Annotated in this window: 12 protein-coding genes; 11 read left to right on the top strand and 1 reads right to left on the bottom strand. The window is 67.5% G+C overall.

The genetic code is table 11. The features are described 5' to 3' along the window. Nucleotides 1-2: 2 nt before the first annotated feature. Nucleotides 3-341, bottom strand: coding sequence for an iron-sulfur cluster biosynthesis family protein (locus A9Z00_RS02560; protein ID WP_296974013.1), 339 nt, complete (start codon nt 339-341; stop codon nt 3-5). 110 nt (nt 342-451) lie between these two features. Between A9Z00_RS02560 and A9Z00_RS02555 the strand changes: the two genes are divergently transcribed. The 11 genes from A9Z00_RS02555 (at nt 452) to hfq (ending at nt 14,511) form a co-directional block, all read left to right on the top strand. Next, the gene (locus A9Z00_RS02555) at nt 452-1,960 is read left to right on the top strand and encodes a carboxypeptidase M32 (RefSeq protein WP_296974011.1); all 1,509 of its coding nucleotides are present in this window, start codon (nt 452-454) and stop codon (nt 1,958-1,960) included. A 157-nt stretch (nt 1,961-2,117) separates the two neighbouring features. Beyond that, nucleotides 2,118-3,119, top strand: a complete 1,002-nt coding sequence (locus A9Z00_RS02550; protein ID WP_296974008.1) for an ABC transporter substrate-binding protein — start codon at nt 2,118-2,120, stop codon at nt 3,117-3,119. Nucleotides 3,120-3,161: 42 nt separating this feature from the next. Next, on the top strand, nt 3,162-3,953 hold the full coding sequence (locus tag A9Z00_RS02545; protein ID WP_296974006.1) for an ABC transporter ATP-binding protein: 792 nt from the start codon (nt 3,162-3,164) through the stop codon (nt 3,951-3,953). Beyond that, on the top strand, nt 3,934-4,767 hold the full coding sequence (locus A9Z00_RS02540) for an ABC transporter permease (RefSeq protein ID WP_483316254.1): 834 nt from the start codon (nt 3,934-3,936) through the stop codon (nt 4,765-4,767). Before A9Z00_RS02545 ends, A9Z00_RS02540 begins: the two co-directional genes overlap by 20 nt. 236 nt (nt 4,768-5,003) lie before the next feature. Next, nucleotides 5,004-5,561, top strand: a complete 558-nt coding sequence (locus tag A9Z00_RS02535) for an outer spore coat protein CotE (protein ID WP_296974001.1) — start codon at nt 5,004-5,006, stop codon at nt 5,559-5,561. A 291-nt stretch (nt 5,562-5,852) separates the two neighbouring features. Further along, complete coding sequence (locus A9Z00_RS02530; RefSeq protein ID WP_296973998.1) at nt 5,853-7,505, top strand: putative amidoligase domain-containing protein; 1,653 nt, start codon at nt 5,853-5,855, stop codon at nt 7,503-7,505. Between the two features lie 142 nt (nt 7,506-7,647). Continuing rightward, a complete protein-coding gene (mutS, locus tag A9Z00_RS02525) occupies nt 7,648-10,329 on the top strand; it encodes a DNA mismatch repair protein MutS (RefSeq protein WP_296973996.1) in 2,682 nt (893 codons plus the stop codon). 45 nt (nt 10,330-10,374) lie between these two features. Beyond that, nucleotides 10,375-12,477 (top strand): DNA mismatch repair endonuclease MutL, encoded by a 2,103-nt coding sequence (gene mutL, locus A9Z00_RS02520; protein ID WP_296973994.1) that lies wholly within the window; start codon nt 10,375-10,377, stop codon nt 12,475-12,477. A 4-nt stretch (nt 12,478-12,481) separates the two neighbouring features. Further along, nucleotides 12,482-13,270, top strand: coding sequence for a class I SAM-dependent methyltransferase (locus tag A9Z00_RS02515; protein ID WP_296973991.1), 789 nt, complete (start codon nt 12,482-12,484; stop codon nt 13,268-13,270). Continuing rightward, a complete protein-coding gene (gene miaA, locus A9Z00_RS02510; protein ID WP_296973990.1) occupies nt 13,257-14,234 on the top strand; it encodes a tRNA (adenosine(37)-N6)-dimethylallyltransferase MiaA in 978 nt (325 codons plus the stop codon). Before A9Z00_RS02515 ends, miaA begins: the two co-directional genes overlap by 14 nt. A 37-nt stretch (nt 14,235-14,271) precedes the next feature. After that, nucleotides 14,272-14,511, top strand: a complete 240-nt coding sequence (gene hfq / locus A9Z00_RS02505; RefSeq protein ID WP_296973988.1) for an RNA chaperone Hfq — start codon at nt 14,272-14,274, stop codon at nt 14,509-14,511. The last annotated feature ends 21 nt before the right edge of the window (nt 14,512-14,532 follow it).

The raw sequence follows: 14,532 nt of genomic DNA, 5'->3' as shown, positions 1-14,532 counted from the left end.
GCTCACCCTTCCATTTGGCGGACCGGAACACCGATCCTGAGATGCGGGGTGTAAATCTGGCCTTCGCCGCGCAGCACGAGGCCTTCGCCGTCCGGGGCGCGGTCGATGACGAGCCGGTCTTCGAAAAACACTTCGTGCCGCGGATCGTATCCGATCGCGAACGGCCCGTCCGTCTCCGCCTCCATGTCCCCGGGCTCCGGCCCGTCCACCGCCAGCAGGGCGGGAACGCCGTTTACCGCGCAGCCGCAGCCTTCCGTATCATATACCAGCCTCAGCCGCCGTCCGACGCCCGGCATCGCGGACAGCAGCGCGGCGGCTTCCGGCGTCACGTCGACGCGCATCGGCAAGCTCCTTTCCCGGCCGGGAGCCGGCAAAAATCAAGGTTGATTATACGTCGGGCGCGGACGTATCATCAAGTGGAGAACCGAAATCCGGAAAGGCGGTTGATCGTATGACCGGCGAGGAAGCGCTTGCCAGATTCCGCGGGCTGATACGGAAAATCAAGAGCTACGAGGAAGTGATCGGGCTCGCCTATTGGGACATGCGGACCGGCGCGCCCCGCAAGGGCATCGAAGCCCGTTCGGAGGCGGTCGGCGTGCTCTCGGAGGAATCGTTCAGGCTGGCCGTCTCCGACGAGATGGGAGAGCTGCTGGCGCGCCTCCGCGAGCCGGAAACGTACGGGAACCTGTCCCGCATCGACCGCCGCCTGGTCGACGAGACGGCGAAGGAATACGAGCGGAACCGGCGGATTCCGCCGGAGCTGTACCGCGAATACGTCGTGTTGACCTCGCAGGCGGAAGCGTTCTGGGAGGAAGCGAAGGCGCGGAGCGATTTTCCCGGTTTCCGGCCGTACCTCGAGAAGATCATCGACTACACGAACCGGTTCATCGACCTCTGGGGCGTGAAGGGGACGCGCTACGACACGCTGCTCGACCAGTACGAACCGGGCATGACGACCGACGAGCTCGACCGGCTGTTCGGATCCTTGCGGGACAAGCTCGTCCCGCTCGCGGCGGCGATCGCCGAATCGCCCGCGAAGCCGGACCGGTCGGTCCTCGGGGGCACGTTCGAGCCGGAGGCGCAGCGCCGGTTCAGCCTCTTCATCCTGAAGGAGATGGGCTTCGATTTCGAGGCCGGCCGGCTGGACGAGAGCGTCCATCCGTTCGCGACGGGGCTCGGGCCCGGCGACGTCCGCATCACGACGCGCTACCTCGAGGATGATGTGGCGAGCGCGCTGTTCGGCACGATACACGAGGGCGGCCATGCGCTCTATGAGCAAAACATCGATCCCGAACTCGCGGGTACGACGCTTTACACCGGCACGTCGATGGGCATCCACGAGTCGCAGTCGCGCTTCTGGGAGAACATCATCGGCCGGAGCCGGCCGTTCTGGAGGCGCTATTTCGGCGACCTCAAGGCGCATTTCCCCGGACGGCTGGATACCGACGCGGAGACGTTCTACCGGGCGATCAACATCGTCGAGCCGTCGCTCATCCGCATCGAGGCCGACGAGCTGACGTACAATCTGCACATCGTGATCCGGTACGAGATCGAGAAGATGCTGTTCGACGGGGGCCTCAGGGCGGCGGATCTTCCGGAAATCTGGAACGCGAAGTACCGGGAATATCTCGGCGTCGAACCGAAGAACGACGCCGAAGGCGTGCTGCAGGACGTCCACTGGTCGGGCGGCGCGTTCGGCTATTTCCCGTCGTATGCGCTCGGCAACATGTACGCCGCGCAGTTCGCCGCCGCGATGGAGCGCGACATGCCGGAGATGTGGGAGCTCGTCGGAACCGGCCGGCTGCATCCGATCTTGGACTGGCTCGCGGAGCGCATCTACCGGTACGGCAAGCTCGAGACGCCCGGCGAGATCGTGCGGCGCGTCACGGGCGGCCCGCTCGATCCGCAGCATCTGACCGATTATCTCGAACGGAAATACCGCGACATCTACCGGCTGTAATCCGGGCGCATGACCCGGCCGCGGCGCCGGCTTCACGCCGGCGGAGCGGCCGGTTTTTTTCGCTGCGAAAGCCTTTCCGCGATACACCAACCTTCCGCCTGGAGAATAGGCTGTAGCACACCCGTTTCAATCCGGTAGGCAAAGGCGGTGAACATGCATGTTCAAGCGATCGCGATTCGGATGGCTTCTTGCGGCCGCGCTGATCGCCGCGCTGCCGGCGGGATGCAGCGATGGTTCGAAGGGGACGGAGAAGGTGCGAGTGGGCGAGGTGACGCGCTCGCTTTTCTACGCTCCGCTGTATGTTGCGCTGAACCAGGGATTTTTCGCGGAAGAGGGGCTGGAGGTGGACCTGCAGACGACGGCCGGCGGCGACAAGACGATGACGGCGCTCTTGTCCGGCGCCATCGACATCGCGCTGGTCGGCTCGGAGACGTCGATCTACGTCTATCAGCAGGGAGCGGACGATCCGGTCATCAACTTCGCGCAACTGACGCAGACCGACGGTACGTTCCTCGTGGCCCGCGAAAGAAGGGACGACTTCGAATGGGACGACCTGAAGGGGGCCGTGTTCCTCGGCCAGCGCAAGGGCGGCATGCCGCAGATGGCCGGCGAGTACACGCTGCGCAAGCACGGCATCGATCCCCATCGGGATCTCACGCTGATCCAGAACGTCGAATTCGCGAACATTCCGGCGGCCTTCGCATCGGGCACGGGCGAATACGTCCAGCTGTTTGAACCGCAGGCATCGATCTTCGAGAAGGAAGGAAAGGGCTACGTCATCGCGTCGTTCGGCGTGGAGAGCGGCCGGCTGCCGTACACGGTGTTCATGGCGAAGAAGAGCTACATCGAGCGCAACCGGGAGACCATCCAGAAGTTCACGAACGCGATCACGAAGGCGCAGCGATGGGTCGAGGAACGGCCGGCCGAAGAGATCGCGGACGCGGTGCTCGGGTATTTCGAAGGAACGGAACGGGACATCGCGGTCAGCGTCATCGAGCGGTACAAGGCGCAGCAATCGTACGCCGTCGGCGGCATGATCGACGAGGAGGAATGGAACAACCTGCTGGACATCATGGAGCAGGCCGGCGAGATCACGGAGCGGACGCCGCTGGAAGCGATCGTCGACAATTCGTTCGCGGGGAAGGCGCTCGGCCGATGACCGGCGCGCGGACGCAAGGCGGAGAGCGGAGGTGGGACGCGGATGGACGTCATGCTTCGGCTGTCCGGCGTTTCGCACGCCTATGTCGGACCCGCGGGAGCGTTGCTGGCGGTGGACGGCCTCAATCTTGATGTCGCCACGGGCGAATTCGTGAGCCTGGTCGGCCCGAGCGGCTGCGGCAAGACGACGATCCTGAATCTGATGGCCGGCCTGATCCGTCCTTCGCGGGGCCGGGTGGAGATCGCCGGAGAGGCGGTCACGGGCCCGGATCCGCGCATCGGCTACATGCTCCAGCAGGACTATCTGTTCCCGTGGCGGAACATCCGGGACAACGCCCTGATCGGGTTCGAAATCGCGGGCGAGCGCAGTCCGGAAGCGGAACGGCGGATCGACCGGCTGCTCGCCGAATTCGGCCTCGCCGGCACCGCGCGCCGCTATCCGCACGAGCTGTCCGGCGGCATGCGGCAGCGCGCCGCGCTCGTGCGCACGCTCGCCCGGGAGCCGGAGGTGCTGCTGCTTGACGAGCCGTTCTCGTCGCTCGATCTGCTCATCCGGCTGCAGCTCGAGGATCTCGTGTGGGAGACGGTGCGCAGGCGCGGCGTGACGGCCGTGCTCGTGACGCACGATCTGGAGGAGGCCGCCGCGATGAGCGACCGCGTCGTCATTCTGGAAGCTTCGCCCGGCCGCATCCGGTCCGTGCTGGACGTGCCGGCGTCGATCCGCACGAGGCTGCCTTCGGAAGCGCGATGGGATCCGGATTTCGGCCCGCTGTTCCAACGGCTGCGGAGCCTGATCCGGGAACCGGAAGGAGGGAATGCAGGCCATGCCGGATAGGCGGGATACGGGCTGGATGCGCGAACTCGAGCGCAGGTACCGCGCGAAGGCCGCGCGCGTCTCGCTGCTGGTCGGAATCCTGCAGGCCGTGCTGCTCGCCGCTTTTCTCGTCCTGTGGGAGGCGGCCGTCCGGTACGGCTGGCTCGACGAGCTCCTGTTCAGCCATCCGACCAAAATCGCGCGGACGCTCGCGGATCTCGCCGCCTCCGGGACGCTGCTGCCGCACGTGATGACGACGGTCATCGAGACGACCGCGGGCTTCGTGCTCGGCACGCTGGGCGGGACGCTGCTGGCCGCGCTGCTCTGGTGGTTTCCGGTCGCCGCGCGCGTGCTGGACCCGTACCTGGTCGTGCTGAACAGTCTGCCGAAGGTCGCGCTCGGCCCGATCTTCATCGTCGGCTTCGGGCCGGGGTATCTCGCGATCATCATGACGGCGGTGGCGGTGACGATCATCATCACGACGCTGACCATCTACGGCCGCTTCCGCGAGATCGACGCGAACTATCTGAAGGTCGTGCGGCTGTTCGGCGGCACGCGCTGGCAGGTGTTCCGCCTCGCGGTTCTGCCCGCATCGCTGCCGACGATCGTGTCGGCGCTCAAAGTGAACGTCGGCCTGTCGTGGGTGGGCGTCATCGTCGGCGAATTTCTGACGGCGAAGCGCGGGCTCGGGTATCTCATCATCTACGGTTTTCAGGTGTTCAACTTCACGCTGGTGCTGTCTTCGCTCATCGTGATCGGCGTGGTCGCCGCCCTCATGTACGGGCTGGTCTCGCTCGTCGAGGCGCGGATGTCGCCGGGCTATCGGGTGCGGTGAGGGGAAGGCGGCCGGTTCACGGGCGCGGCCGGAACCGCGGCCGAAGTCGCGGGCTTGTCCGGCTGCGCATGCGGGACGGGCGGATGCGGACGGCGGGAGATTTTTCGCGGATGTCGATTCTAATGCAAGACTTTCGGCGCATAAACATAAAGCTGAAGATGCCGCGGCCCGATCAACATTCGCCCATGTCCTGCATAGACTTTAACTGAATGATCGCATGGAGGAGGTTTAACCGAATGGCAATTGCAGATAAACAGCTGAAGTGCAGAGAGATAATCACGAAGGCTGTCTGCGGAAAAGGTCGAAAGTTCTCCACCGTCACCCACACCGTCACGCCGCCCCACCGGCCGTCCAGCATATTGGGGGCCTGGATCATCAATCATCAGTACGAAGCGGTCCGGTCGGGCGACGGGATCGAGGTGATCGGCTCCTACGACATCAACATCTGGTATTCCTACAACCGCAATTCCGAGACCGACGTGGCCAAAGAGACGATTACGTATTCCGAACTCGTGCCGCTGTCCTACGTCGACCCCAAGCACCGGGCTTCGACCGAGGAAGTGTCCGCCGTGGCGACGCAGGAGCCGAGCTGCGTGGAGGCGAACATCGCCGCGAACGGCGCGGACGTCGTCGTGCGCGTCGAACGCGAATTCGCCGTCGAGATGATCGCGGAGACGAAGGTGTGCGTTGCCGTATGCCCGGGCGGATGCGGCGGCGAAGACAAGGCGTACGACGGCTTCGACGACGGCGGTTACGAGGATCTGGATCCGGAACTGTTGGACGACGAACTGTAAGCCGGCGGGCGGCTGGCGGGTGGGTCGCGCCGTTTTCCGGATCTGCAATGGCCGGTTCACATATGCAGGATATGCGGACGGGTGCAGGCGTTCGAGGGCGGATGCCCTTTTTTTGTTGATTGGGCGGGAAATGTGCATGTCCGGTCTGCAGCGCCGCATGCGCCGGATCATGCTGCGGCGGCCGTAAGATGCGGCGGCGTGAAACCGGCGGACCGCGGGGCGTTCATCGTCCGTCGGTGCGCGGGCTGCGTCGCCGGAAACGGGTTACACGGTCGGACGGGGGCGGGTCGGATGGCAGGCAGGCTGTGGATGGACGGGAAGGCGTCCGATGGCGGCGTCATGGCGCGGATCGCCGCGAGGCTCGCGCTGCCGCGCGCCGGCCGGGACGGGCGGCCGGAGCCGGGGGATACGGTGATCGGATTTCGGCGCGAACGCCGGGCGAACGCGCCGGCGGAGGACGGGTACGGGGCCGGGGTCTGGCTGTTGGACGGGAGGCCGGGCCTCGATCGGGAGGACATCGAACAGCTGCGCCTGGCGGGCGTGAAGCTGGATCCGGTCTTGTGCGCGGATGACGGGGATGAGGCCCTGGACGATGCGGGCGGTGCGTTCGGCCGCACGGAACCCGCCGGCGCGCGGATGGCGGCTCGCCGCGCGGGATCGGCGCGGGGCGGGAAGACGGACGGCCGCCCGCAGCGGGTGTGGATGTCCGGTTCGTTCCGGGCGGCGGGAACGTCCGGCTGCGCGGCGCCGTCCGGGAGCGGGCGCCTGTTCGAGGTGCCGGTTTTTCATTTGAAGGCGCTCTCGGTCCGGCGCGTCGGGCCGGGAGCGGCCCATCTGCCGTCCGACTGGGACGGGCCGCATCCCCTGCGGCTCCGGCTGGAGGCGGCGGCCGTCAAGGCGCTGTACGCGGCGGGGCGGGATTTCGGCACGGTGAGGCTTGCCGCGTCCGACAACGGCGCGGTGCGGCTGGCCGGGCCGTTCGGCGCGCCCGCGGAGCGGGATTTGCCGCTCTGGCTCGAAGCCATCGACGCGTTCCGCGCGGAGCTGGCGGCGGAGGCGGAACCGGACGGCCGACGGGAGCTTCTGATCGGAGCCGATCCCGAATTTCTGCTCGTCGGACCGGACGGCCGCGTCATCCCCGCCTCGCGCTTCTTTCCGCGCGACGGGGCGGCCGGGAGCGATGCGATGCGCGTGCGCGGGCGGCTCCGCTGTCCGGTGGCGGAACTCAGGCCCGATCCGGCGGGAGATCCGGACGCCCTCGCGCGCGGCCTCCGCACGCTGATGCGGCGGGCGGAGGCGATGACGAGAGCGGCAGGTCCGCTCCGCTGGCTCGCGGGCGGGATGCCGGTGCCCGGCTTCGCGCTCGGCGGCCATCTGCATCTGAACGTGCCGCCGAGCGCCCGGCTGCTGCGGGTGCTCGACAGCTGCGTCGCGCTTCCGCTGGCCGCGGCGGAGGATGCGCGCGGGCTCGCGCGGCGCCCGCGGTACGGCGCGCTCGGCGATTTCCGCGCGAAGCCGTACGGCTTCGAATACCGGACGCCGCCGAGCTGGCTCGTGTCGCCGGTCGCCGCCCGGGCGGCGTTCGCCTCCGCGCTGCTCGCCGCGCGGCATACCGATTTGCTGGCCGTGCTGACGGGGCTCCCGAGCGAGACGCCGGAAGGCCGGCGGGCCTATTACGCGGGCGACCGGGAGACGCTGCGCAGGCTGGCCCTTAGGGTGCACGACGCGATGCGCCGCGTGCCCGGCTATGCGATGTACAGGCGGTGGATCGCGCCGTTCTTCGCCGCGCTCGAGCGGGGCGCGGTGTGGCGCGAAGACGACGACATCCGGCCGAAATGGGGGATTCCGGCGGGAAGCGGGCGGCCCGGCGGTAAGGCCGCGGCATCTCCGGCCGGGGAAGCGGACAAGAGCGTGCGGGACGATGCGGGATCGCCGGCGGAGTAGGCGGTCCGGCGCATCGTACGGGCAGGCGGGGGTTGCGGTCTCCTCCGCCTTCCTTTGCTCCACGAGCGGTCGGCTTTCTGGTATAATGACCAATGATGTCCGGCCGCCGGGACAGGCGGCCGCTGACCTTGGGAGGGGCGGCATGACGGCACAATACACGCCGATGATTCAGCAATATCTGGCGATCAAGGAACAGGTGAAGGACGCGTTCCTCTTCTTCCGCCTCGGCGATTTCTACGAACTCTTCTTCGACGACGCGATCCTGGCCGCCCGCGAACTGGAAATCACGCTCACCGGACGGGACGGCGGCGCCGAAGAACGCATTCCGATGTGCGGCGTTCCGTATCATTCCGCCGAGAGCTACATAGCGAAGCTGATCGACAAGGGCTACAAGGTCGCGATCTGCGAGCAGGTGGAAGACCCGAAGTCCGCGAAGGGCGTCGTCCGCCGCGAGATCGTCCGCATCGTGACGCCCGGGACGATCATGGAGACCCGCTCGCTCGAGGAGCGCGGCAACAATTTCATCGCGGGCCTCGCGGAGGAGGACGGCGTCTGCGGGCTCGCGGTCTGCGATCTGTCGACGGGCGAACTGTATGTGACGTCGTTTCCCGCGGCGATCGAGGCGGTCGCCGACGAGACGGGCGTGTACCAGCCGCGCGAGATCGTCGGCGCCGGCGAGCTCCTCGCGAAGCTGAAGGAAACGCCGGCGATGGCCGGCAGGAACGTCGTGTACACGCCGCGGGAGACGTTCGACGAGGCGCGGCTCGCCGAACGGTTCGGCGCGGACGCGCTCGCGGGGCTCGCTCCCGCGAGGCGCCGGGCGATCGGCGTGCTGACCGGCTATCTCGAGGAGACGCAGCGCCGCGCGCTCGTTCACCTCAACCGCTTCCGCGAATACGAACCGAACCAGTTCATGGTGCTCGACCAGCATACGCGGCGCAACCTGGAGCTGACCGAGACGGTGCACGAGCGCAGCCGCCGCGGCTCGCTGCTCTGGCTGCTCGACCGGACGTGCACGGCGATGGGCGCGCGGACGCTTCGCCGGTGGATCGACAAGCCGCTGCTCAGCCGCGCCGCGATCGAGGAGCGGCTGGATGCGGTGGACAGGCTGGTCGCCGACCTCATGCTGCGCGAGGAACTGCGCGCCGCGCTGAACGACATCTACGACCTCGAGCGCCTGGTCGGCCGGATCGCGTACGGCAGCGCGAACGCGCGCGACCTGATCGCGCTGAAGACCTCGCTCCGCCAGGCGCCGCGCATCGCCGAATTGTGCGCCTCGTCGCAGTCTCCGGCGCTCGCCCGGCTCGTGGACAACCTCGATACCTGCTCCGACATCGCGGATTGGATCGAAGCGATCATCGTCGACGATCCGCCGGTGTCGGTGCGGGAGGGCGGACTCATCAAGAGCGGATGCGACGAATATCTGGACAGGCTGCGCGAGGCTAGCGTGAACGGCAAGCGGTGGATCGCCGAGCTCGAGCGCGCCGAGCGCGAGGCGACCGGCATCAAGTCGCTCAAGGTCGGCTACAACAAGGTGTTCGGTTATTACATCGAGGTGTCCAAACCGAACCTCCCGCTGGTGCCGGAGGGCCGTTACGAGCGGAAGCAGACGCTGGCCAACGCGGAGCGGTTCGTCACACCGGAGCTGAAGGAGAAGGAGCAGCTCATCCTCGAAGCCGAGGAGAAGATGGTCGAGCTCGAGTACCGGAAGTTTTGCGAGCTCCGGGACCGGATCGCCGGCGAGATCGACCGGCTGCAGAAGCTGGCCGGCGCGATCGCCGCGATCGACGCGCTGCAGTCGTTCGCGCACGTCAGCGCGGAGCGCCGCTATGTCAGACCGGTGATCACGGAAGGGTTCGACCTCGTCATCGAGGACGGCCGGCATCCGGTCGTCGAGACGATGACGGACGGCGAGCCGTTCATCGCGAACGGCACGCACCTGACCGCGGAGGCGCCGATGCTGCTCATCACCGGTCCGAACATGGCCGGCAAGAGCACGTACATGCGCCAGGCCGCGCTCATTTGCATCATGGCGCAGATCGGCTGCTTCGTGCCGGCGAAGCGGGCCGAGATTCCGCTGACCGACCGGATCTTCACGCGGATCGGCGCGGCGGACGACCTCGCGGGCGGACGGAGCACGTTCATGGTCGAAATGAAGGAGATCCAGGTCATGACCGAGCGGGCGACGCGGCGCAGCCTCGTCATCATCGACGAGCTGGGACGCGGCACGTCGACGTCGGAAGGGATGGCGATCGCCCAGGCGGTCATCGAATACGTTCACGACCGGATCGGATGCAAGGCGCTCGTATCGACGCACTTCCATGAGCTCGCCCGGCTCGAGGAGACGCTCCCCGGCCTCCGGAACGGCTGCATGGCGGTGGCGGAAGAGGAGGGCACCGTGACGTTCCTGCGCAAGCTCGTGCCGGGCGCCGCGGGGACCAGCTACGGCATCTACTGCGCGCAGCTCGCGGGACTTCCGGCATCGATCATCGCGCGCGCCTACGAGCTGCTGCATCAGGCGGAACGGGACGAATCCCGGGGGAACGCGCAGCCCGCCGGACCCGCCCGTCCCGATGCTTCCGGGACCGGAATTTCCTCCGTTCGCGGAGCGGCGGAAGGTTCCTCCGCGCGCGAGGCGGCGCCCGCGAAGGAGGAGCCGATCCAGCTCGCGCTGTTCGAGGAACCGGCGGCGCCGTCCAGGCCGAAGCGCAGCGCCGCCGAGACGCACGTGCTGGAGCAGCTGCGCAAGGTCGACCTGATGAACATGACGCCGCTCATGGCGATGCAGTGGATCCACGAGATGAAAATGAAGCTCAACGAGTAGCCGCGCAAATCTGCGGGACGGGGCGGCGGAAAGCGGAGGTGCGCAATGGGAATCATCCGGGTGATGGACGAACAGCTCGCGAACCGGATCGCAGCGGGCGAAGTCGTGGAACGTCCGGCTTCGGTCGTGAAGGAGCTGGCGGAGAACGCGATCGACGCGGGAGCGACCGAGATCGACATCGCGGTCGAGGAAGGCGGGCTCGCCTCCATCCGCGTGCGGGACAACGGGACCGGGATCACGCCCGATGATCTGGAGCTCGCGTTCCAGCGGCACGCGACGAGCAAAATCCGCTCGGACCGGGATCTGTTCCGGATCGCGACGCTCGGTTTCCGCGGCGAGGCGCTGCCGAGCATCGCGGCCGTCTCGCGCGTCGTCTGTACGAGCGCGGCGGACGATTCCGGGCTCGGGCGCAAAATCGTGCTCGAAGGCGGCCGCGTGCTGTCGATCGAGCAGACCGCGTCCCCCAGGGGCACGGACATCACCGTCCGGGATCTGTTTTACAACACGCCGGCAAGACTGAAATACATGAAGACGATCCAGACCGAGCTCGGCCACATCTCCGACTGCGTGAACCGGCTGGCGCTGGCCCATCCCGGCATCGCGTTCTCGCTGACGCACAACGGGAACACGCTGCTCCGCACGACCGGCGGCGGCGACCGGCTGCAGGTGATCGCCGCGATTTACGGCACGTCCGCCGCCCGTAAGATGCTCCGCGCGACCACCGAGGATCCGGACTACCGGCTGGACGCGTGGCTGTCGAAGCCGGAGCTGACCCGCGCGAACCGGAGCGGCATCACGACGATCGTGAACGGACGCCATGTCCGCAGCTTCGCGCTCCAGCAGGCGATCCTGGACGCGTACCACACGTGGCTGCCGGTCGGGCGCTATCCGCTCGTCGTGCTGGAGGTCGGCATGCATCCCGGCCTCGTCGACGTCAACGTCCATCCGTCCAAGCTGGACGTGCGGTTCAGCAAGGAGGCGGAGCTGAAGGAGCTGGTCACATCGGCGCTGCGCGGGGCGCTCGGGCGGACGCCGCACATTCCGTCGGCGCCCGCCGCCGGGATGAAGCAGGCCGTCATCCAGGAGCGGCTGTCGTTCCCGCCGGCTCCGGATGCCGGAAGACCGGCGGCGGACACCGGAGAGCGGCGCCATGCCCCGTCTTCCGCGCAACGGTCCGATACCGCGGGCCCGGCGGACGCTCTCCGCGCCCGGCAGGATGCGCCGGGACGGGAAGGAGCGGGGGAGTTCGCCGGCGAGGTCCGGGTCCGGCTGGGGACGCCGGAACGGAGCGGCGCGGGAATCACCGCCGGCGATCCCCGCGCGCCGCGGGTCGCGCCGGGGCGGTCCGGCGCCGGAAACACGGCCCCCGGCCTCAAGGACGGGCGACCCGCGCCCCGTTTGCCGCGGGACGCGGCGGAGCGGCTGTACCGGCCGTCCGACAGGCTGGACGGGGCGGCCGTCCGCGAGGCGGCGGCCGGATTCGCCCCGGATTCGGAGCGGATGACGGAGGCCCCCGGCATGTCCGGCGCGGACGGGCCGGCTGACGGCGGCGCCGCGCGCCGTCCGTTTCCCGAGCTGTCCTGGATCGGCCAGCTGCACGGCACCTACATCCTCGCCCAGGGAGAGGACGGGTTGTACCTGATCGACCAGCATGCGGCCCACGAGCGGATCAACTACGAATACTATCTGCGCAAGTTCGCCGAACCGCCGAAGCTGAGCCAGGCGCTGCTCGTGCCGATCACGCTCGAGTTCACGCCCGGCGAGGCGGAGATCGTCCGCACCCGGCTCGACGCGTTCGCCGCGGCCGGGGTGGAGCTCGAGCCGTTCGGCCCGAACGCGTTCCTCGTCCGCGCCTGTCCCGAATGGCTGCCGCCGGGCCGCGAGCGGGAGATCATCGAGGAGATGGCCGAGTGGATCCTCGCCGAGAAGAAGGCGATCGACATCGGCAAGCTGCGGGAGAAGGCGGCGATGATGACCGCCTGCAAGGCGTCGATCCGGGCGAACGACCGGATGACCCGCGAGGAGGGCGAGGCCCTCATCGCCCGTCTGGCCGCCTGTGAACAGCCGTACACCTGCCCGCACGGAAGGCCGATCGTCGTCCACATCCCGACCTACCAGCTCGAGAAAATGTTCAAGCGGGTGATGTGACGCCATGATCGTGACGACCGGCATGAAGCCGACGGAGGAGGAGACGGCGCTCGCGAAGGCGCTGGCCGCCGAGCTGGGCGGCCGGTTCGTGCCGCGGAACCGCCAGACGCTCTCCGCGATCCGCAGACGGCACCAGGACGACCGGGTGCTCGTCACCGGTCCGGACGGACTCCGGCTGCATGCGGACGACGGCGGGCTGCCGCTGCGCTACCATCCGGGCATGGGGCTCGTCCGCGCCAGGCGGCTGCGCGACGGCGGCACCGATCCGCTCGTCGAAATCAGCGGCGCGCGGCCGGGAGACAGCGTCCTGGACTGCACCGCCGGACTGGCGGGGGACGCGTTCGTGTTCGCCTGGACCGTCGGGCCGTCCGGCCGCGTCGTCGCGCTCGAGAGCGAGGCGGTGTTGTACGTGATCGTCCGCGAAGGCCTCCGCACCTACGACACGGGACTGGCCGATCTCAACGCCGCCCTGCGCCGGATCGAGCTGATCCGGACCGATCACCTCGACTATCTGCGTTCCCTTCCGGACGACAGCTTCGACATCGTCTATTTCGATCCGATGTTCCGCATTCCGGTGCTCGAATCGTCTTCCATGCTGCCGCTCAGGGGCATCGCCAATCCGGCGCCGCTCTCGCCGGAGGCCGTGCGCGAGGCGATGCGCGTCGCGCGCCGCACCGTCATGATGAAGGAGAACCGGGAGAGCGGCGAATTCGAGCGCCTCGGCTTTACCCGCGTCACCGCGAAAAATCCGTCCGCCGTCGCCTACGGAGTGATTCACGTTGAACGTCCGTGACCCCCGCACGGGAAAGGTGCGGCTGCTCGTCCTCGTCGGCCCGACGGCGGTCGGCAAGACGCGTTACAGCATCGAGATCGCGCGCCGGTGGAACGCGGAGATCATCTCGGGTGACTCGATGCAGGTGTACTGCGGCATGGACATCGGCACCGCCAAGATCCGCCCCGAAGAAACGAGCGGCATTCCGCACCATCTGATCGACATCCGCGATCCGGAGGAGCCGTTCGCCGCCGGCGAGTTCCAGCAGCTGGCCCGGGGGCTCATCGGCGAAATCGCCGCGCGCGGCCGGCTCCCGTTCATCGTCGGCGGCACGGGGCTGTACATCGAGTCGCTGCTGTACGGGTTCGATTTTCCCGAGGCTCCCGCGGACAACCGGATTCGGGCCGAGCTGCAGCGGTTTGCGGAGCAGCACGGCGCCGAGGCGCTCCACGAGCGGCTCCGCGAGGTCGACCCCGCATCCGCGGCGCGCCTCCATCCGAACGACGTGAAGCGCGTCGTCCGCGCCCTCGAGATCGCGATCGGAACCGGAGAGGCGATGTCGGCGAAAATCTCCGGGTTCCGCGAGCCCCGCGAATCGCCGTACGACTTCTGCCTGATCGGGTTGACGATGGACCGGAACATTCTGTATGATCGCATCGACAGGCGCGTCGACGCGATGATCGAGGCGGGCCTTGTCGACGAGGTGCGGAGGCTGCTCGCCCGCGGCGTGCCGCCGGAGGCGACCGCGATGCAGGCGATCGGTTACAAGGAGATCGTGCCGCACCTCACCGAAGGACTGCCGCTCGTGGAGTGCATCGAACGGCTGAAGCGGAATACGCGGCGATACGCGAAGCGACAATTGTCCTGGTTCAGGCGGATGAACGGGATCAAATGGGTGGATGTGACGGACGAAGGAAATTTTATCGCCCATCTGGAAGCCATTCATGCTATAATAGCAGGGAAATTCAAGGATGAGGCGGAATAAGATGAGTATCCAATCTTTTCGACGGGGGTAACGGCCCATGAGCAAATCCATCAACATTCAGGACACGTTCCTCAACCATCTTCGCAAGGACAGCGTTCCCGTGACGGTCTACCTCACGAACGGCTTCCAGATCCGGGGCGTCGTCCGGGCATTCGACAACTTCACGATCGTGATCGAGAGCGACGGCCGTCAGCAAATGATCTACAAGCATGCGATCTCGACCTTTACCCCGCAGCGCAGCGTGTCCCTCGTTCCGGATCCGAATCCGGAATCCTGAACGCAGGCGAAACTTTTCAAC

Origin of the sequence: Thermobacillus sp. ZCTH02-B1, from assembly GCF_002159085.1 — a bacterium.
Classification (GTDB): Bacteria; Bacillota; Bacilli; order Paenibacillales; family Paenibacillaceae; genus Thermobacillus.
Note: the sequence above shows the minus strand (reverse complement) of the source record. Positions and strands in the feature narration are given on the sequence as shown.